Source organism: Gloeocapsa sp. PCC 7428 (genome assembly GCF_000317555.1).
In the GTDB taxonomy this organism is placed as follows: Bacteria; Cyanobacteriota; Cyanobacteriia; order Cyanobacteriales; family Chroococcidiopsidaceae; genus Chroogloeocystis.
Genome location: NC_019745.1, coordinates 2,456,620 through 2,476,892, shown reverse-complemented (window position 1 = coordinate 2,476,892; position 20,273 = coordinate 2,456,620). Strand labels below are relative to the sequence as shown.

17 protein-coding genes are annotated in these 20,273 nt (G+C 42.4%); 6 read left to right on the top strand and 11 right to left on the bottom strand.

The features are described from left to right. Nucleotides 1-132 precede the first annotated feature (132 nt). Together thiO and GLO7428_RS10805 are read right to left on the bottom strand one after the other, a co-directional pair. Nucleotides 133-2,106 carry a glycine oxidase ThiO gene (thiO, locus tag GLO7428_RS29600; RefSeq protein ID WP_015188587.1) on the bottom strand — a complete coding sequence of 658 codons (1,974 nt, stop codon included), beginning with the start codon at nt 2,104-2,106 and terminating at the stop codon, nt 133-135. 145 nt (nt 2,107-2,251) lie between these two features. Then, the gene (locus tag GLO7428_RS10805; protein ID WP_015188586.1) at nt 2,252-2,581 is read right to left on the bottom strand and encodes a 2Fe-2S iron-sulfur cluster-binding protein; all 330 of its coding nucleotides are present in this window, start codon (nt 2,579-2,581) and stop codon (nt 2,252-2,254) included. Between the two features lie 230 nt (nt 2,582-2,811). On the opposite strand from GLO7428_RS10805, the gene cimA reads away from it, so the two are divergent. From cimA to ftsH3, 4 genes are all read left to right on the top strand, one after another. Beyond that, nucleotides 2,812-4,440 carry a citramalate synthase gene (cimA, locus tag GLO7428_RS10800; protein ID WP_015188585.1) on the top strand — a complete coding sequence of 543 codons (1,629 nt, stop codon included), beginning with the start codon at nt 2,812-2,814 and terminating at the stop codon, nt 4,438-4,440. A 117-nt stretch (nt 4,441-4,557) separates the two neighbouring features. Continuing rightward, nucleotides 4,558-5,352, top strand: coding sequence for a hypothetical protein (locus GLO7428_RS10795; protein ID WP_015188584.1), 795 nt, complete (start codon nt 4,558-4,560; stop codon nt 5,350-5,352). 97 nt (nt 5,353-5,449) lie between these two features. Next, complete coding sequence (locus GLO7428_RS10790) at nt 5,450-6,244, top strand: aminotransferase class IV (protein ID WP_015188583.1); 795 nt, start codon at nt 5,450-5,452, stop codon at nt 6,242-6,244. A gap of 88 nt (nt 6,245-6,332) precedes the next feature. Continuing rightward, a complete protein-coding gene (gene ftsH3 / locus GLO7428_RS10785; protein WP_015188582.1) occupies nt 6,333-8,171 on the top strand; it encodes an ATP-dependent zinc metalloprotease FtsH3 in 1,839 nt (612 codons plus the stop codon). A gap of 463 nt (nt 8,172-8,634) precedes the next feature. Here the strand turns inward: ftsH3 and GLO7428_RS28460 are convergent, their stop codons facing one another. The 3 genes from GLO7428_RS28460 to GLO7428_RS10770 form a co-directional block, all read right to left on the bottom strand. Next, nucleotides 8,635-9,237 (bottom strand): DUF2382 domain-containing protein, encoded by a 603-nt coding sequence (locus GLO7428_RS28460; protein ID WP_196797498.1) that lies wholly within the window; start codon nt 9,235-9,237, stop codon nt 8,635-8,637. Nucleotides 9,238-9,732: 495 nt separating this feature from the next. Continuing rightward, on the bottom strand, nt 9,733-10,647 hold the full coding sequence (locus GLO7428_RS10775; RefSeq protein ID WP_015188580.1) for a DUF2382 domain-containing protein: 915 nt from the start codon (nt 10,645-10,647) through the stop codon (nt 9,733-9,735). Between the two features lie 401 nt (nt 10,648-11,048). Then, entirely contained in the window at nt 11,049-11,915 is an 867-nt protein-coding gene (locus GLO7428_RS10770) for a DUF2382 domain-containing protein (RefSeq protein WP_015188579.1), read from the bottom strand. 280 nt (nt 11,916-12,195) lie between these two features. Between GLO7428_RS10770 and GLO7428_RS10765 the strand changes: the two genes are divergently transcribed. Continuing rightward, a complete protein-coding gene (locus tag GLO7428_RS10765) occupies nt 12,196-12,834 on the top strand; it encodes a bifunctional 4-hydroxy-2-oxoglutarate aldolase/2-dehydro-3-deoxy-phosphogluconate aldolase (protein ID WP_015188578.1) in 639 nt (212 codons plus the stop codon). Here GLO7428_RS10765 and GLO7428_RS10760 read toward each other — a convergent pair. The 5 genes from GLO7428_RS10760 to uvsE form a co-directional block, all read right to left on the bottom strand. Continuing rightward, on the bottom strand, nt 12,828-13,769 hold the full coding sequence (locus GLO7428_RS10760) for a pentapeptide repeat-containing protein (RefSeq protein WP_015188577.1): 942 nt from the start codon (nt 13,767-13,769) through the stop codon (nt 12,828-12,830). The two genes, GLO7428_RS10765 and GLO7428_RS10760, sit on opposite strands and share 7 nt — an antisense overlap. Before the next feature lie 152 nt (nt 13,770-13,921). Then, nucleotides 13,922-14,308: a Rieske 2Fe-2S domain-containing protein gene (locus GLO7428_RS10755; RefSeq protein ID WP_015188576.1), complete on the bottom strand. Its 387-nt coding sequence runs from the start codon at nt 14,306-14,308 to the stop codon at nt 13,922-13,924. A gap of 5 nt (nt 14,309-14,313) precedes the next feature. Further along, nucleotides 14,314-14,985, bottom strand: a complete 672-nt coding sequence (locus GLO7428_RS10750; RefSeq protein ID WP_015188575.1) for a ferritin-like domain-containing protein — start codon at nt 14,983-14,985, stop codon at nt 14,314-14,316. Between the two features lie 296 nt (nt 14,986-15,281). Then, nucleotides 15,282-16,883, bottom strand: a complete 1,602-nt coding sequence (locus GLO7428_RS10745; RefSeq protein ID WP_015188574.1) for an Hsp70 family protein — start codon at nt 16,881-16,883, stop codon at nt 15,282-15,284. Between the two features lie 168 nt (nt 16,884-17,051). Next, nucleotides 17,052-18,008 carry a UV DNA damage repair endonuclease UvsE gene (uvsE, locus tag GLO7428_RS10740; RefSeq protein ID WP_015188573.1) on the bottom strand — a complete coding sequence of 319 codons (957 nt, stop codon included), beginning with the start codon at nt 18,006-18,008 and terminating at the stop codon, nt 17,052-17,054. A 457-nt stretch (nt 18,009-18,465) separates the two neighbouring features. Between uvsE and GLO7428_RS10735 the strand changes: the two genes are divergently transcribed. Beyond that, nucleotides 18,466-18,693, top strand: a complete 228-nt coding sequence (locus GLO7428_RS10735) for a hypothetical protein (protein WP_015188572.1) — start codon at nt 18,466-18,468, stop codon at nt 18,691-18,693. A gap of 8 nt (nt 18,694-18,701) precedes the next feature. Here the strand turns inward: GLO7428_RS10735 and GLO7428_RS10730 are convergent, their stop codons facing one another. Further along, nucleotides 18,702-20,255 carry a peroxidase family protein gene (locus GLO7428_RS10730; RefSeq protein ID WP_015188571.1) on the bottom strand — a complete coding sequence of 518 codons (1,554 nt, stop codon included), beginning with the start codon at nt 20,253-20,255 and terminating at the stop codon, nt 18,702-18,704. Nucleotides 20,256-20,273 lie beyond the last annotated feature (18 nt).

The window sequence follows — 20,273 nt, the reverse complement described above, 5'->3', positions numbered from 1 at the left end:
TTCTGCTTATTTTAACTAAGCTTAATTACAACTAGTATATATACTCTACCACCTTAGCAACAAATCTTTACAAGGAAAATGCTAAGAGTGAAGAGTAGTAGAGATTGTGGGATTTAATCCTGACACCAGATACTAACTAGTGATTGTGCCGGAAAGCGGTGAACTGGGGCTAGCGTAGTCTTTAATAGGAATTCTCCCTGCAAGATAAGCAAGTCGTCCTGCGATCGCCGCCATACTCATTGCGCGTGCCATTGCTGGCGGGTTTTGGGCTTGGGCGATCGCCGTATTAATCAACAACGCATCCGCGCCTAATTCCATTGCTTGTGCAGCTTCACTCGGAGTTCCAATTCCCGCATCTACCACGACAGGAACATTAGCATTTTCAATGATGATTTGAATATTTGCGGTGGTTTTCAATCCTTGTCCTGAACCAATCGGTGAAGCTAACGGCATCACAGTAGCACAGCCAACGTCTTCTAACCGCTTAGCTAACATTGGATCGGCATTGATATAGGGAAGTACAGCAAAGCCTTCTTTCACTAACTTTTCTGCGGCTTCTAATGTTCCAATGGGATCGGGTAGCAAATACTTAGCATCAGGAATAACTTCCAACTTGACAAAGTTATTATCTTCTTGCCCTAACAACTTCGCCATTTCTCGCCCTAAACGCGCGACGCGAATCGCCTCTTCTGCTGTTTGACACCCCGCAGTATTGGGCAACATCCAAATCTTATTCCAATCTAAAGCTTCTGCTAAACCTTCGTGTCCTGGTGCATTAGTTTGAACGCGACGTACTGCAACTGTGACAATTTCGCAACCACTGGCGACAACACTTTGCTGCATTTGTTCGATGCTGCGATACTTTCCTGTACCTGTCATTAAGCGCGAGTTGAATCTACGTCCTGCAATTATTAAAGGAGTATCAATTTCTACTAATGATTCTATTGGTTTTTCGGTCGTTTGCATTTTTGTCGCAGGTGATAAAAATTGTGTGGGTGATGATTTTGGCAATACCAAAGTCAGTTTATTTTCTGGGTAAAACCGCGAGAAATGAAAGTGTTCTAACAAGGGATGCGATTTTTGTTGCCAAATGAAATCAGCAATTAACTTTGCTGTGACTGGTGCTAATAAAATACCATTGCGATAATGCCCAGTCGCCAGCGTCAAATTATGGCAAAGGCTAGAACCGAGAATTGGTAACTCATCTGGTGTCGCGGGACGAAATCCCCACCATAATTCATCAATTGGGTAATTTTGTAATTGCGGTAGTAAGCGCGTTGCGTTTTGTAGTAGAGTTTGAATTCCTAACGGAGTATTGTACGGTGTCAATCCCACATCTTCACTTGTTGCGCCAATGATAATTCTGCGATCGCGACGCGGCACAATATACGTATCTGATCCGTACAAAACTCGTTGTAGTGGTAATTCATAATGACTCTCAGGGACTCGCAGCGATAACATTTGCCCTTTTTTCGGACGTACCGCAAGGGGTAATAATTCGTTTGACCAAGCACCCGCAGCTAGCACATAATGTTCAGCACGATAGACACCCGCTGAAGTTTGTACGCCAATGACACGTCGTTGCTGCTGTTGAATTGCTTGTACAGTAACGTTGTCTTGTAAATCGACACCTAACGCCTCAGCAGATGTCCATAGCGATCGCATCAGCGCCCGATTATCAACTTGTCCATCTTCGGGATACCACCAACCGCCAATGACATCGCGACTTAATCCTAGTTGATACAAATGAATCGCATCCTGATCTAGCCAGTAAGCAACTGCATCATCTTCCGCTGTATCGCTTGATTTTTGGTACACAGGGGCTAAGATTCCACAAGCCCAATATCCTGTCGTGACACCAGAAAGTTGTTCGAGTTTATCAACCCATTCAGGATACAGCGATCGCGATTCTAAGCATAAATCGCGCATTGCCCCAGGAGGAATTTTCTCCGCCTGCGGTGCTAGCATTCCCGCCGCTGCATGACTTGCTGCTGCACGAAAATCACGACTGAGTACCGTCACTGAAGCACCACAAAGTTTCAGTTCAACGGCGATCGCTAAACCAACAACGCCGCCACCAATAATTAAAATGTCACTTGTCGTCATTGCTAAAAAGCTGACTTGCCTCTACTGCGGATCGATTTCAAAAGTTTACGTGCTTATCTTTAGACTAACGCTAATTGATTAGTGGTTAGTTTTGAGTAGATAGAAAAAAAGTATTCCCCTCTGCTTCTCTGCCCCTGAAGCTTCCTCAACTCCACACAATATCTGTACCTTGTCCCCAAAAACCATTAAATTTTGTCACTTTCACGTCGCCTAGCACTTGAGTTTGACAAGCCAAACGTAAGTTTCTTGTAGGATCGTGGGGAGGAAGCGAACGCCGTGCTTTGTCACGCCAGTTAACTTCTGATACTTCTCCTTCAACGAAGACAGCGCAGGTACCACAAGTACCTATTCCGCGACAGTTAATGATTGTAGCGTTGCCATTATGAGGGTTGACTTCATTTTGCAGCAAAACTTGACGCAAATTAACGCCGCGATCGCATACTATTGTCTTTCCTTGAGCTAGCACTTTTACCATAGGTGTTTAGGTGGGAATGTCAAGTTTGGTAACAGGTAATGTATTGATAAATTTTCTTTCCAATTACCAATTACCGCCGTTCTGCTTGGGACACCACAAGCAGCGTGCGGCGGCTTCGCCAATTACCAATTTTTAAGTTACGTTTATTTTCACCGATTAACTTACCTTCTGTAGTGGCATTTTCCTAAAATACTCTTCTCCAGGTTTCAAATTTTGTCCGGTTTCAACCTATGAATGCAAATTCCTCAAATCGACTTTGGATTTATGACACGACATTACGCGATGGTACTCAGCGCGAGGGACTATCGGTGTCAATTGAAGACAAACTACGAATTGCCCGTAGGTTAGATCAATTAGGGATACCCTTTATTGAAGGTGGTTGGCCTGGAGCAAATCCTAAGGATGTACAATTTTTCTGGCAATTACAAGAAGAACCACTTCAGCAAGCAGAAATTGTGGCGTTTTGTTCTACCCGTCGCCCGCATATTCCCGCCGCCGAAGATCCACTTTTACAAGCGATTCTCTCAGCTGGAACGCGCTGGGTGACTATTTTCGGTAAATCGTGGGATTTGCACGTTACTGAAGGCTTAAAAACGAGCCTCAACGAAAATTTGGCGATGATTCAGGATACAATTGCGTACCTGCGCAGCCAAGGACGCCGCGTCATTTACGATGCTGAACACTGGTTTGATGGCTTTAAGTACAATCGCGAATATGCTTTAGAAACCTTGCGTACGGCGATCGCAGCCGGTGCGGAATGGCTTGTACTGTGTGATACGAATGGCGGTACTCTACCGCACGAAGTCGGCGCAATTGTTAAAAATGTTGTAGAAGTCGTCGGCGATCGCAACTCGCCGCAAATTGGTATCCATACACACAACGATTCTGATACTGCGGTAGCAAATGCGATCGCCGGTGTCCTCGAAGGCGCGAGAATGGTACAAGGCACGATCAATGGTTATGGCGAACGTTGCGGTAATGCTAACTTGTGTTCGCTGATTCCCAACCTACAATTAAAATTAGGCTACTCGTGTATTCAAGCCGAACAACTTGCCCAACTAGCCCAAACAAGCCGCTTCATTAGCGAAGTTGTCAATCTTGCACCAGACGATCATGCACCGTTTGTCGGACGTTCAGCATTTGCACATAAAGGCGGTATTCACGTTTCTGCGGTTGAGCGCAATCCATTAACTTACGAACATATTCAACCCGAACAAGTTGGTAATAGTCGCCGTATTGTCATTTCCGATCAAGCAGGATTGAGTAATGTCATCGCCAAAGCGCGTACGTTTGGCATTGAACTTGATAAACAAAACCCTGCTGCTCGTCAAATTTTACAACGTCTCAAAAACCTTGAAAGCCAAGGCTATCAATTTGAAGCTGCTGAAGCTAGCTTTGACTTATTAATGCGCGAAGCTTTAGGAAAACGTCAGCAGTTTTTTACAATTAAAGGCTTTCAGGTTCACTGCGATTTAGTATCAGGAATTGAACAACAAAATAGCGGTGCGTTAGCAACAGTAAAAGTGACAGTCAACGGTCAAGATATTCTAGAAGCCGCAGAAGGTAATGGTCCAGTAGCCGCGTTGGATGCAGCTTTGCGTAAGGCTTTAGTCAACTTTTATCCACAAATTGCTGAATTTGAACTTTCCGACTACAAAGTACGAATTCTCGACGAACATAGCGGCACTTCAGCAAAAACTCGCGTCTTAGTAGAATCACGGAGTCAACGTCAGCGTTGGACAACTGTCGGTGTTTCTACGAATATTTTGGCAGCCTCTTATCAAGCGGTAGTAGAAGGATTAGAATATGGGTTGTTATTACATTCATCTACGGAGGCGGCATTAAGTACACATCAATAAAATGGTAATGAGTAATAGGTAATTGTTAATGAACATTCTTTACACCAATGATCAGTTACCAATTACCATTTAATTAACTGAGTTTCACCTGTTTACTTGGTGTTGTATAGATTTAAGATGTTGACTGCATTACGGAGATATCAAGAACCATTAGCTGCATCTATTGCCGTACTTTTGTGCGTATTTGGTGTTATTTCGCTGCAAGTACCTCGGTTAAATCAATTAAATACACGCAAAACGCTTACTAAAGAAGCACTCATAAGAGAAACTGAAGCTGAAAAAGTCCGACTCAATTTATTAAGACAACTTCCTAGTTTTGGCTTTGATAACTTAATTGCAAACTGGGTATTTTTAAACTTTCTTCAATATTTTGGCGATGATGAAGTTCGTCCACAAACAGGCTATAGCTTAAGTCCTGAATATTTTGAAATCATCTTAGACCGCGATCCGCGCTTTCTACAAGCATACTTGTTTCTGTCTTCTAGTACCTCACTTTATGCAGGAATGCCAGAGCGTGCGATCGCTTTAATGAATCGAAATTTAAAACTGCTTTCTCCGACTGTACCGCAAAAATCTTATTATATTTGGCGTTACAAAGGAATTGATGAATTGTTGTTTCTAGGAGATTCCACCGCTGCGCAGCAATCATTTACAACCGCAGCACGGTGGGCGAGTGTTTACGCTGATGAAGAAAGCAAACAAGTTGCAGCAATTTCCCAGAAAACAGCAGAGTTTCTCTCGCGCAACCCTAAAAGTAAATCAGCACAAGTTGGTGCTTGGACAATGGTTCTGAGTAACCCAGTTGATGCAGCAACGCGTGACTTAGCAATTCGCCGCATTCAAGCGCTGGGTGGTGAAGTTTCAATCTCCCCTGAAGGAGTCGTACAGGTAAAACCACCAAAAGAAGATTGAAGAAGCATAGCGAATAAATTCGCGGCTTAAAAACTAAGTCCAGATGGTGCGTGGACTAAATGCAAAAATAAATATTTAATGTATGGGGTAAACTAACATTTATTGGTATAGCGGTAAATTAATCCAAAGCAACACAATAGAATTAGCAATTGACGATCCTGGTCTACTCTACGGCGCAACTGTATTTACAACGCTGCGAGTCTATCATCAATCACTCGCTCATCCCCTCACTAATTGGCAAGCCCACTGCGATCGCCTGCGTCATAGTATCGACACATTCGGTTGGCAACTCCCTAATTGGGAACAAATTCAGCAAGGTGCACTTAGCTTAATTCCACACTTCCCCGTTCTCAGAATTACCATTTTGCCTAATGGCTGCGAATTAATTATAGGAAGACATCTACCTGGAGACTTGACAAAAAAACAAAAGTATGGTGTCAAAGCTTGGATTGCAACAAATTATGAAAGATCCTTACCCTTGCATAAGACAGGAAACTATCTCTCGCCGTGGTTAGCTAAATTAGCAGCACAGCAACACTCAGCCGAGGAAGCAATTTTAGTTGATGAAAAAGGAAATTGGTTAGAGACGAGTACGGGGAATTTATGGGGGTGGCGAGATAACTGTTGGTGGACACCGCCATTATCAGCAGGAATACTACCAGGAATTGCGCGATCGCAACTATTAGAATGGATAAAACAGCATTGTCGAGTTGAAGAGGAACCTTGGTTTGTAGATGCAGTCGATACGTTTGAGGCGATCGCCTACTCTAATAGCGTTGTGGAAGTGATTCCGATCCATACGGTGATAAAACAGCATGGAGAAGTCATCCAAAAGACGTACGATCCCTACCACTCTAGTCTCAAGCTATTGCGACAACTTTACATAGCATGACAACTAGTCAAAAATTAATGTAGATTAAGAATAGTTAACAATTCCCATAAAAGCGCCCTCGCACATTAAATTAGGAGGATTGACCTCGGTGAATAAACGGTGGAGAAACGCGGGGCTGTACGCACTGCTTGCGGTTGTTGTCGTTGCGCTAGGAACAGCGTTCTTCGATAGACAACCCCAAAGTCGAGAGACATGGCGTTACAGTCAATTTATTCAAGAAGTAGAACAAGGCAGAGTTGAGCGAGTTAGCTTAAGTGCAGACCGCACGCGAGCCTTAGTCACACCTCTAGACGGTGAAAAACGAGTCGTAAACTTACCAAACGACCCTGACTTAATCAATATTCTGACTAGAAATCAAGTAGATATCTCTGTTTTGCCACAAACCGATGATGGCTTCTGGTTTAGGGCATTAAGCAGTTTATTTGTACCAGCACTACTTTTAGTTGGTTTATTTTTCTTACTGCGGCGCGCGCAAAATGGTCCTGGTAGCCAAGCGATGAACTTTGGTAAATCCAAAGCCAGAGTTCAGATGGAACCACAAACCCAAGTAACCTTTGGTGACGTTGCAGGTATCGATCAAGCCAAGCTAGAACTCAACGAAGTTGTAGACTTTCTGAAAAATGCTGACCGCTTCACCGCAGTCGGGGCAAAAATTCCTAAAGGCGTGCTGCTTGTAGGACCTCCAGGAACGGGTAAAACTCTACTCGCGCGTGCAGTTGCGGGAGAAGCCGGCGTTCCGTTCTTCTCGATCTCAGGTTCAGAATTCGTCGAAATGTTCGTGGGTGTTGGTGCTTCCCGCGTGCGCGACTTGTTTGAACAAGCGAAAGCTAACGCACCTTGTATCGTGTTTATCGATGAAATTGACGCTGTTGGTCGTCAGCGCGGTGCTGGCTTAGGCGGCGGTAACGACGAACGCGAACAAACCCTCAACCAGTTACTGACCGAAATGGATGGTTTTGAGGGGAACACAGGTATTATCATCATCGCAGCAACGAACCGTCCTGATGTCCTTGATGCTGCATTATTGCGCCCAGGTCGTTTTGACCGTCAAGTTGTTGTCGATCGTCCTGACTACGCTGGAAGAGTTGAAATTCTGAAAGTTCACGCGCGTGGTAAGACTTTAGCGAAGGATGTTGATGTCGAAAAGATTGCGCGTCGTACTCCTGGCTTTACAGGTGCAGATTTATCGAACTTGTTGAACGAAGCCGCGATTTTAGCCGCACGCCGCAACCTAACGGAAATTTCGATGGATGAAGTCAACGATGCGATCGACCGCGTTTTGGCAGGTCCAGAGAAGAAAGACCGCGTGATGAGCGAAAAGCGCAAAACTTTAGTAGCCTACCACGAAGCTGGTCATGCGTTGGTTGGTGCTTTAATGCCTGATTACGACCCTGTACAGAAAATTAGCATTATTCCGCGCGGTCGCGCCGGTGGTTTAACTTGGTTTACCCCAAGTGAAGACCGCATGGAAACAGGACTTTACAGCCGTTCCTACCTAGAAAACCAAATGGCGGTAGCTTTGGGCGGTCGTATTGCGGAAGAAATCATCTTTGGTGAGGAAGAAGTCACAACAGGTGCTTCTAATGACTTACAGCAAGTGGCTCGCGTTGCACGTCAGATGGTAACGCGCTTTGGGATGAGCGATCGCTTAGGTCCTGTCGCCTTAGGTCGTCAACAAGGCAATATGTTCCTTGGTCGCGATATCGTTGCTGAACGCGATTTCTCAGAAGAAACAGCAGCAGCAATTGATGACGAAGTTCGTGAATTAGTAGAAGTTGCTTATCGCCGTGCAAAGGAAGTTCTTGTCAGTAACCGTCACATTCTCGATCAGCTAGCACAAATGCTGATTGATAAAGAAACTGTAGACGCTGAAGAATTGCAAGAACTACTAGCCAATAGCGATGTTAAAACTGCTGCTTTCGCTTAATTTACAGCAGCTACATTAGCTAACAAGCTAGAAATTTAATTTAATTAACTTAGGGTAATTTTAGAACTAACTAGAATTACCCTTATTTTTTTGTATTGGATATGCAGTATCGATGCGAGTGCGGATGAATTCGCCACTACATAAACAAAGTCCAAGTTCCCCAATTTTGGGGGATTTAGGGGGCTATCTCCAGCATCTTATACCATGTCACTTTGAAGTTACTACAAATAGGCAGCTTCAGGAGCCTGCGCCGTGCGGGGGTTCACCCCGTTGAGGCGAGTGGCGTGGGCAGAGGAGAAATAATTTGTCGTTTTTATTTAGTGAAATGGTATTACTGCTCAGACATCCTCTCAAATAATACAATTAGGACATTAATAACAATACTCTTTAAATAATCTTATTCGTCACAAAAATAGGACAAGATATACATCCTGTCCCGTCTAAATTAATAATTCTAAAAAATCTACGAAGCTTCAGCTTTTGCTTTACCCGAAGCACGCTCGAACCATTCTTGATAGGTTTTTTGGCGTTCAGCGTCTTCGACAACAATTTCTATGCGCACTTTTTTGCATCCTTGACGGCGTTCGAGTGCGATCGCATTCAATAATAAGCTAGCAATTTTAGGTGAATCAAATTCCCCACTTACTGTCAAACCATTAATCGCTCCTATTCTTGTACCAAATGATTGTGTTAATTGGTTTGCTTCTCCTTCGCGCAACTCAATTCCCGTCAGTTCTTGTTGTCCTAGTTCTATTTCTGCAAGTTGTTTGCGCTCTGGACTGACTTGTTCAACAATGAGTTTTTCCCGTCTTACAGGAATTTCTACCATCCGAGTTTCTATTTCTTTACGGACAATGACCTCGCCAACTTTACGTTTGTTGCGGTCAACAATGACTCTTTCGCCAAGCAAGCGAATAATTTCATCTGCTAATCCTTCTGAGCTACTTGATGTAGACTCAACCACGACTGCACCTTCACGAGTTTCACTGCTACTTGGTGTCACAGCAGTGTACTCTGTTGTATTTACAGGTGGAACGGGATTATTATTATTTTCTGGAAATTCCATTGTCGATCTTCCTGTAGCTGTACATTGTGGTAAATTTTCACTTTCAGCTGGACTGATATTTACCAAAACAGTCTTATTTATTGGATCTATTTTCTGAACCAACTTACTTACTAATAAAACTGGATGAGTCTTTTGTAAATCTTTTAACAATAAAACTAAATTAATTTGTTTATTTTTATCTAGTTTTAGATCTATCACCGTAGCAAATTTTTTGCCTTGGTTATTTAAAACAACGAAGTTACTTAACTTACTCTTTAGTTTTTCCAGTAGTGCATCTATACGGTTATGGCTTTGCATAGATTCATCTCTGAGTAAAAACTTTTGGTTATTCATTTTGCTTTACATATTTTTTTTGACTATTACTCAAAACAGACTATTTCATCTTAGATTTTTAATATTTTTAAAAACTAAAAGTAGGGGATATTAATTTATTTTTAACCCCTACTTTCCTACCGCTTAAACTTTAAGCCACAAAGCGTAAAAGTGAAACTTTATTTAGATGCGGTCATTGGGTAAGCGGTCTTGGTTCTCAACAACTGTTCCTTCGTTATGAATTTCTAACTCTTCACGACGGATTGTTTCTTGAGCTTGAACTGTCTCTTGATCTACCTCTTTTCTCACTCGAACTTCTTCACGAACAAACGCTTCCTTGCGTACTTCTGGAGTTTCTTCGTAGAGTTCTACACGAGTTGTTTCACCTTCACCAAATCTTACTTGACTAGGATCAACCGCTCTACCAGCGTCTGTGGGGGATACTCTTTCAATAACTACGCGCTCTTTCTCGATGGGAATAGAAACCTGAGCAGTTTCTGTTTCTACACGCTTACCGATGGAAACTTCGCCAGCTTTCCTGCGTACTTTATTAGCAACTAAACGCTCTTGATAAAGCTTGAGATTTTGATTTGCGTCTTCCTTAAGATTGTACAAATCTTCATCGTACTTGTAATCGTAGGTGTCGCGGGTGTAGGTCGGTCTAGGAGCAGGGGCTGCCATACCAACAGTTGCTGCTGTATCTAATGGTGCTCCTTCTAAAGGAATCTCAGCGGTAGCAGTTTGGCCGCGATATACGCCGCGAACGCGCTCTTCGTAGTCGTAATCAACTGCCATATTTTCATCGAATTCTGGCAAGTTTTCTGCTTGTTCTCTTGTCATTCCTACTGCGTACACGCGGTCTGCACCATAGTCAATCCGCGAACGACCGACAGGCATTAATACTTTCTTACCAAAAATCCAGAAGCCTAAATCAACTATAAAATAACGAAAATTACCTTCTTCGTCTACTAAAACGTCGCTTACTGTACCGATCTTTTCATCAGATCCCTGCGCATATACGCTCATTCCTTTAACATCATTACCATCAAAGGCTTCGCGATAGTCTGGGTCAAAGTCACTAATTTTTAGAAGTGCCATACAAATGATTCCTCAACCTTGCATTACATAGCTTCTAATATAGGTAGTTTCTAATAATCATCCATCTTCCTATCGAATGAAATAGAATTTATAAAAAGCTTACTAGTGATAGATATTTTTTAAACTTATTGCTAAGTGATGTAACAAGATGAAGCTTATAAAAAATTAATTTTAGTTTTTGGGATTGGGCGCGGATAATTAGCACAATCTCTTTAACTTCCGCATATTTTAGTATTCCTTATGGAAGACTATACTAAAGATTATATTTCATTCATCATTCTTGCGAGTGAATTATAAATTAAACTCCAAATTTCCTAACTAGTAGGAAACTTGGAGAAAAACCTGTAGCTTAGTGAAGTAGAAACAAATAAAATTCTTAGTCTAATTTCACACCATGCGGTTTAGATAGTGTCATTATGAATTGTATTTGTTTGGTTAATATTAGGTTGACCTTGGGTGTCAATGTCTAGTTCTTCCCGACGGATTATTTCTTCAGCCTCTACGGTATTTTGTTCAACGATTTTTCTAATTCTAATTTCTTCGCGAACGAAGGCTTCTTTGTGGATCTCCGGTGTTTCCTCGTACACTTCAATACGTACAATCTCACCTTCCTGAAAGTCAAGTTCTCCAGGAATTACAGTTCCACTCTCTGTAGTAGATACACGTTCGATAACAACGCGCTCTTTTTCTAATGGAATTGCTACTTTTGCGGTTTCAGTTTCAATTCGTTTACCAACGGCGACTTCGCCTGTTTTCACGCGGTTTTTACTTGCTATTAATCTTTCTTCATATAACTTTAATGTTTGGTGATTCTGCTCATTTAAGTTGTAGAGCGAAGAGTCATTTTCATAGCTGTATGAATCACGATTGTAAGTAGTAGAACTCGTTAAATCATTAGTTTGCGCTGTTGCTACTAAGGGACGATAAACGTCTCTCACTTGCTCTTCGTAGTCATATTCCACCGTTGACTGTTCATCATATTCTGGTAAACCTTCAACTTGTACTTTAGTTAAACCATCTACTGTGACGCGGTTTGTATTGTAGTCGATCCGAGAAAGTCCTATAGGTAGTAGGATTTTTTTATCCATAGCCCCGAAGCCTGTAGCAATTACCAAATATCGAAAATGACCTTCTGCATCAACTAAGGCAGTCATGACTGCACCTATTTCTTCTCCTCCTTCGGTGTAAAGCTTCAAATTCTTAATGTCATCGCCACCGAAGCTTTCTCGATAATTTGGGTCGAAGTCTTCGAGTTTGTACAACGGCATACTATTAATTACCTATTGCTCTATATTACGTAATACCTAGACTAAAAATATCTTTGCTTTACTCCATCCTTCTGACGACTGACTTAACGTCGTTTTAAGGCTTAAATATTAGGCGACACAAAGATACACTGTCTTGATATTTAAGATTTTTAAATTTTATGAGGAGAGTTTTTCAGAAAAGATTTAGATAGTAACGCTATGGTGTCAGAGAAAAATAATTAAAGACGCCTGTTTTTTGACAAAAACAACATATTGTGCGTCGAAAGCATGAGTTTTATCTATGATCAAGGCTTGGTTAGATTTGGTGCAACAGAATCGGGCGATCGCAGTCATTCGTGCGATTCAACACGAACAAGGCTATCAAATGGCAAAAGCCGTAGCTGCTGGCGGAATTGAGTTAATTGAAGTCACGTGGAACAGCGATCGCAGTGCAGATTTAATCGCGCGCCTGCAAGCTGAGTTACCCCACTGTACGATTGGTACGGGTACACTGCTAGATTTAGCGCAGTTAGAAAATGCGATCGCCGCCGGAGCAAAATTTCTTTTCAGCCCGCATTGCGATACCGCAATGATTCGCGCAGCGGTGCAACAAAATATACCGATTATTCCTGGCGCGCTCTCACCCACAGAAATTATGACTGCTTACACTGCTGGAGCCAGTTGCGTCAAAGTCTTTCCAATCCAAGCGGTAGGAGGTGCAAGCTACATTAAAAGTTTGCAAGGACCGCTCGGACATATACCATTGATTCCGACAGGAGGCGTGACGATTGCAAATGCGTCCGATTTTATTGCAGCCGGAGCGATCGCTGTCGGTTTAGCCAGCGAATTATTTCCTAAGCGCTTAGTTACCGCCGGAAATTGGCAAGCGATTAGTCAACAAGCTAAAACCCTAATGGAGCAACTTCATAAAATTCAATGACTCGTAACACGAGGTACGATCGCCCAACTCAAATCGACATTGTTCATTTCTACTTGCAATAGCTTGGCATCGATCAAATTGGCTCCCCGCAGAATTGCCGAATTGAGATTAACATCCGTTAGAATTGCGCGGTGCAAGTCGGCTCCACTCAAGTTTGTTTTACTCAAGTTTGCCCAACTTAAATCCGCTTCGGTTAAGTTTGTGGTGATAAGTTCTGCTTGCTCTAAATTGGCTCCGCGCAGATTTGCCAAAATTGCTTTAGCGGCGATCAGATTTGCACGGTGTAGATTTACTCCAGTTAAGTTTGCCCCACTCAGATTTGCTTGCGATAAGTTAGCTTCACTCAGGTTTGCACCCTCTAAGTTTGCTCTACTCAAATCAGCGGCGGTTAAGTCACTGGCAATCAATTCTGCGCGTTCTAGTTGCGTACCACACAAATGCGATCGCATCAACTTTGTTTCTGTAAGATTTGCGCGATTTAAATGAGCATCAACTATGACGGCTTCGGTTAAATTTGCTTTGCTTAATTGAATTCCACTCAAGTTTGCTTTGCTCAAATCTGCTCCAGTCAAGTTCGCCTCGTCTAAATTGGCGCGGCTTAAGTTAGCTTCACACAATATTGCTTTGTTGAGGTTTGCGCGCCACAAATTGACACCACTAAGATCTGCACCTGTTAAATTGGCTGCGGTTAAATCTACTCCGACTAAATGACTGCCGTTAAAGCGAGTCGCCGTCATGGTAGCTTGTTTGAGAATAACGCCATTCAAGTCGGCTCCCACTAAAATTGACCGACTTAAATCTGTAGCCTCTAAAATTGCTCGTTTGAGGACTATACCACTTAAATTGACTTCTTGTAAGGATGTATGACTCAGATCGACGTTGGGAAAATAGCGTTCTCCTGCGGCGTATCGCTTCAGGAGTTCTTCAGCGTTCATAGTAGTGAACCTCTGGCGTGAATTGCCTACAGACTGAAGTCTGTGGGTAGACTAACTAAGTGTGCGCAGGCACACTTGATAATTTCATTTGTTATAGCAACTGAAGAGATGCTTAGGACATGGTCGAGGCTCAGACTTTCTCTATCTTGCTTTTAACCCTGATCTCTGACCCCTGCTATACTGAGTGGTTCATGCTCAATTTTTACCTGCACGTGTTGCTCAACAATGCGCACGGGATAGGTACACAATCGTTCAAGCTGTTGATGTAAATGCGGTAGAGCTTCTAAAGGATAAACGCATCGCGGATAAACGTTTTCTCCAGTACGAATATCGTATTGAAAATGATGCCAGGGACAGTCGATTATTCCTTGCCACACGGTAGCTTTTGCAAGTGAGAGTTTTTGGTGTCCGCACAAGCCTTGTAAGGCGTAAAATTGACCGCGATCGTTGACGATCAAGATTGGTAAACCTTCTACTTGTACGAGCTTTGTTGTCCCTGGTGGAATGTCGTCTACTGTGGCGACAGTGACGTAGCACACGGTTGTTAACTATGATTGTGAGGTACGACTAAGAACCTAGAAGTATAGGGTGATTCTCCTGGCGCACCTCGCCGGAAGTGTCCTGATGGTCCTTCTCCTAAGAATTCACTAAACCAAGCTTCGTGTTCTATTTCTTCGTTGAGAATCGCAAGCGATAACTCGTACGTGCGGTGATCTTTACCAAATGTCATGTTGCAGATATCAGTATAGACACGAATTGCACACCGCTCCGCTTCGACTAATACTTGCAACAGTGGACGAATATCGCCTTGTTCTACTGCTTGTTTAGCTTCGAGAACTGCGGTTTGTGACTCGTCGCTGCCGCCACTTGTAAATCCAACGCGGGGGGTAGCATCGCCATTATTATGACGACGATCTGGAAGATAAGCATCTGGGCAAGCTGCTAGATTTGCGAAGTCACGAATATCACGCGGTAACTCACCGCCTAACTCGTAAATGCGGGGAACGAGTGCTTCAAAGTGGTTGCGATCTTCAAGTCGCGCATCTTCGATAATTTCTTTGAGTCCTTCGCCCTCTAAACCGATCGCATTCGCACGCAAAATTGTGTAGTAATAGTAGGTGGTAAACTCTGCTGACGCGGCGCGGACTAACTTGTCTAAAAGTTCTTTGACATCAATTCCAGCTTGTTCCACCATCTGTAGTGCAACTTTACCCATGGGGAACCTCCTTGCAGCATTTAATTAATTTTTAAATTGTTTTTTAATAGCTCAATACAATAGTCTTGACTATTGCGTACCCAAGCAAAAAAAATCTCATGATTGAATGTAGCTGCCACCGGCACTCCACTTCACACCATCTTTCTATTGGGTGGCAAACTACACTTTAAACAGCAAATTTGTTATCTGCGGCTTTATGAGTAGAAATTCTACTGCATATTGCCTACATTTTTGATCTTGCCTAAATAAATCGCCAACGTGTTGACTTTGACAAAAAAGTTAAAGTAATTGTTGACTTAACTTAATTGAGCAACAAGTTGATTTTGCAACAAGATTTGATTTGTGAATAGATCCTCAACTGTAATACGTAAAAACCGCTGCTGATCGACTTGAAATAATACTTTAACGCGATCGCTTCCTGGATAACCTGGCGGCGTTAGTTGAGCAATTGATCGCGCCCCATCTTGATCGTTGAGCGGTTTGACTTGGCTTTGTCCGCTGTCGAGACGACGTGTCACGAGGCGATCGCCATCAAAATAAACTTCGGTTCCGCCCGTTTCTTGCCCCAGTTCGCCGATAATTAATTCAATGCTCGGCTGATTTTCTACGGAAGCACCTAAAACGAGTTCTACTGGCTCGCTCATCGGATAAGGTTGTCCAGCTTTAATCAGAGGATGCCATTTATGACCGTTTTGGCGTCGATCCCAATAGCGCACGCCATAGCTGTGATAAAGAAAATCTTTAATTTCTATTCCTTGACTGAGTTGTAAAGCACCTTGTGCGATCGCTTCAAAAGGTTTTTCGCAGCGAATTTTTGCCGCATCAAAATACTGTTGTATCCACGTTTGTACAGCAGGCATTTGTGCTGTACCACCGACGAGTAACACGGCATTAATATCAGCAACTTCTAGCCCTTGTCGTCGTGCTTGTTGCAAAAGTTGCATCATTGATTCATCTAATCGTTCAAAAAATGCGTGTTCTTGCAAAATATTTTCTAAACTCGCACGGTCTAACTCTAGTTGATAACTTTCAAAGGTTTCGTCATTAAAGTAAACTTCACTTGCTTGCGGTTGCGTTGATAATTGAATCTTTAATTTTTCTGCAAGTCGTGTTGTTAAGGAATTGACAACTAAACCCTGCGTCGCAGCAAAGTAATCAACTAACCAATTATCAATATCAGAACCACCAAGATTTTGCCCTGCTTTGGCAAGTACCCGCGCCGTCTTGGGTTTTTGCCCTGATTTTTCGCTAAATAACTTATCGCCCCATTTCAGCACAAAGCCTAATGGTTTTTGCCCTGATTGTCCACTCCCATCGAGCTTTACCAAAGATAAATCGAGAGTTCCACCGCCAAAGTCAACAACGAGTAAATTCTCTCGATCGGCTAAACCATAACCTAAAGCAGCAGCAGTTGGTTCATCAATTAGCCGCACCTGTTCGACTGCTAGCGATTGACAAACGGCTCCTAACCAGTAACGATAAGCCTCAAAGCTATCGACAGGTACAGTCAACACGAGAGAATTAGCAACATCAGGAGTTTCTGCATTGAGCGTTGTGATGATTTGTGTTAAAAACCATTGTCCGACTTGCTCAAAAGTGATCGTCTCGCCATCAAGTTCGGGAAGAAATCCTTGAATGTCGCTACCAATTCCGCGTTTGAAGCTGCGGAAAAATCGCGGGTTACTTGTAAGATCAAGTCCGCGATCGCGTACCGCTTGTCCGACAATGACCTTTTTTTGGGCTGCATCTTCCACATACACCAAACTCGGAACCAAAGGCGGATTTAACCCTTGTTGTACCGAAAGCCCCGCTAAACTGATTGTTTCTGGCTTTTGCGTTATGGGGTTCCAACGCGCTATGCAAGTGTTACTCGTACCAAAATCAATTGCGATCGCCATTCAACTATCTACTATGCTTTAATTTTTCATCTTATTCATACTATTTACTGTAAGCACAGGAACATTCGGCTTGATTAGGATTGATAATTGGTAATGGGTAATAGGTAAGGTTTTGATATTGAAAAGTCCTAACTCGCCACTACCTACTCTTTCACTCTAATTCAACGCTCAACACTCATAACTAGCCACTAACCACTCTTTTTGTAATAGGGCGATCGCGTCTTCTTTGGCTTTGGCTTCAACTTCGATCCAGGGGGCTTCGCGGTAGACGCTTGGCATTGTTGTAATTAAGTTACTGTGCTTGCGATCGTTAAAAGCAGTTTCGCCGTTGGAAATATGCACCAATTGCCAATCGGGATTTTCCCAAGTGTCGCGCGCTGCATAAAACATTTCTGCAACTGAGGGATCTTCGTAGCTACTTAATTTTTCATGACAAATATGATGATGCGCGTCAAACACCATGGGTACGCCCGTACGTTGACACACTTCTAAAATTTCCCTAGCGCTATAAGCATATTCATCGTTCTCAAACGTTAAACGGCTTTTGATTTCCGCTGGTAAGTCGTTCACAACTTGAATAAGTTGTTCTGGACGTTGCGCTTTACCACCATGAATATTCATTAATGACCAATGCGATCGCGGTAATCCTAATAAGTCTAAATCTTGTGAATGCCGTTGCAAAATTTGCATACTTGATTGCACAACGCTAGGGGAATCGGAACTTAATACAACGTACTGATCGGGATGCAGCACGATCCGAATTCCTAATTCTGCGGCACGTTGTCCGATTTTACCCAACTCATCGCGCATTTGTTCTAAAACTTGTGCGCCGATTTGATCTTCCCAATCATTCAAGGGAAATAAACTTGAGGAAGCGCGGTAAAGCTTGATGTTGTGTTGCTGACAAAACGAAAGCGCTTTGTGAAGGCGGTTAAGATTATCAGTGTAAATATCTTTGAGCGTGCTTTCCCGTTGGCTTTCACTGAGTGTGAGATAACGCGTACGCGTAATTGTGCGGAAGCGGACTTCTTTAGAAAAGGTGACACATACTAAACCAAGATTCGGTTGCGGCGATCGCACTGCTGAAGCTGTCTTAGGCAAATTATTTAGCTCAACTGCTGTCATTTATTATTTATTGTTAACCACATTCTTATTCAACTGAGCTTTGCCCTGGAAAAGTAGTACCTCCAGGAAGAATTGGCTGCGATCGCAAATATGTCAGGTATTGACGACAGCAATTGCTTATCTTTCTTTTAATAGATGACACTGATTGTCTTCTACCTTTCTATAGATTTATCAAAAATAATAAATTCCCCTTAAAGTGTGTTTCTTTGTGTCACAAACCTTGCATACTTAACTGATTAATGCTCTAAGAACGCCAATTCACACGGCTTTACCCCACTTTGTCAATAATGCTACAAAGTGCCTTTTTGTCAAGTTTATGAAATACTTCTTTAGGTTAATGGCGGACAAATGAAATATTTCTTAACCTGAGGAGGCAAAGCGAGTAACGAGGATCACAATCCTGCTGACTCCTGAACCATGCAACAAGAGCGTTAATTGACCGTAAGGCGTCAAATTTATGAACAATCAGCAATCAGCGGATGCGACGATCTTCCTAGGAAACCTCAAAAATGGAATATGGCTATTGGGGATATCCTCGTGGCTGTTTGGTATCACCGATAGAACCATTGCTTCATTTTCCGATGGTTACTTATCGGCAATAGATATTATTCAGTTATTTACCGCATCCTTCTTTTTCGTCAGTTGGCTATTTCTCAAGCCAACATCAAAAGTGCAAACTCGATAGCATCGGCTTCAGTTCACTTGTGTCATCGAAACCAGAAAGCGCTTATCTGTTGATGGAATATTACGATGCAGGATCTCTGCAAGACTTTGAGTATCTTGAATAATTTTCATTCCAATCGGAGAGAAGGTTTTTTCGTTAAACACGTTTTCCGCAAGTAAAGGATTCGTCAACGCTTGCGAAAAGGCATCAATACCGACAAGTCTGCCAATCAAAGGAGACAAAGCAGAATTTGGGCGTGTATCTTCCGCAAACAGTCCTACGTAATATTCAATGTTATCAACATGACCGTATAAGGCTTTAAGATCCTTTTGCGTTCCTTCATCTTCTGTGATTTGATTGAAGTTGGTCACTCTGGGAAACTTGCACATTTCTCTGTAGTCGTTGTAACTTGCTAATTTGGTGTCGCGCCCTAACTTAATACTGTTGGCGTCAGTGTTAAGAATAAAGTGAGGAGTGTTGTGCAAGCCAATATCGCCAGCAGGTTGCTTAGAGGCAGCGTCGAATAGTATTCCTAAGCCTTTATCTGTAATTAAATCATTATTCCATTGTGTTTTTGCTATAGGAATTTCTTCGTTATCTAGCACAACTTTATCTGGTACAAGACTGTGCCAGCGATACAATAAGTTGAACTCTACTGTCATCCAATTTTGGCGATACCACTTTTCGTTTGTAAATGCAGTGGGATCGAGAATGAACTTGAAGTGATACGGAGTGATGTGATTGATATACTCTTCAATCACAATTTTAATCAGCAAGACAATAACAATATTTCTCGCGGTTTGAAAGAGTCGTTCGTCATCCCAATCCTTATACGCTTGTGCCAAAACATCACAGATACGATTATGTTCCCTTAGAAACAGGGTATTCATCATTACATAGCCAATCTGAACGTTACCGCGTTCGTTACCCATGGCAAATAGGTGGTTCTTCTGCGCTGGAGTCGTCCATTCTTCCCGAAAAATTGGTGCAGGTAAGTCTTTAAATTCTTCCCTGACTTGTCCGTTTTCAAAGTAGTAAAGAGGATAGTCTTCACCATTGATTGTTTGATAGCGTAACTTACCTCCTTGATGCAGTCTTAAAATATTAGTAATATTTTGATTTAATCCATACAGTGGGCTGATATCAATTTCATGATTAGAAGTATTTTTTAGGTTATTATTTCTATCAGTCCGTAAAAAACCATCAGTAAACCACTGCGCAAAGTAAGAAAACAACAGCGTAGATTTGGGAGATAAAATTGCGTTACCTTTACGCAAAAATAAATTTTCGGCGATCGCTTCCGGTGATGGTAATTTCTCGTAATCTCGCTCAACGGGAGGTAAATGTCGTCCGCTATATCTTCTATCGGTTAACGAATCCCATGATGTATAAGGTGCCATTGTGCTGAAGGGATACGGACGAGTCGGAATTTTATAAATGGCGTTGTTGATGAGGAATTTATTGATTTTGCGTTTGAGGTAATTGTTTTTTTGTACTAAGTTCCAAAACCACTTGAAGTGCGTTAAAACATAGTACTCAATATTATTTCTCAAGCCGTCTTTTGCGGTACTCCTTCTCTTCATAGCAGCGCTCACCTGTTG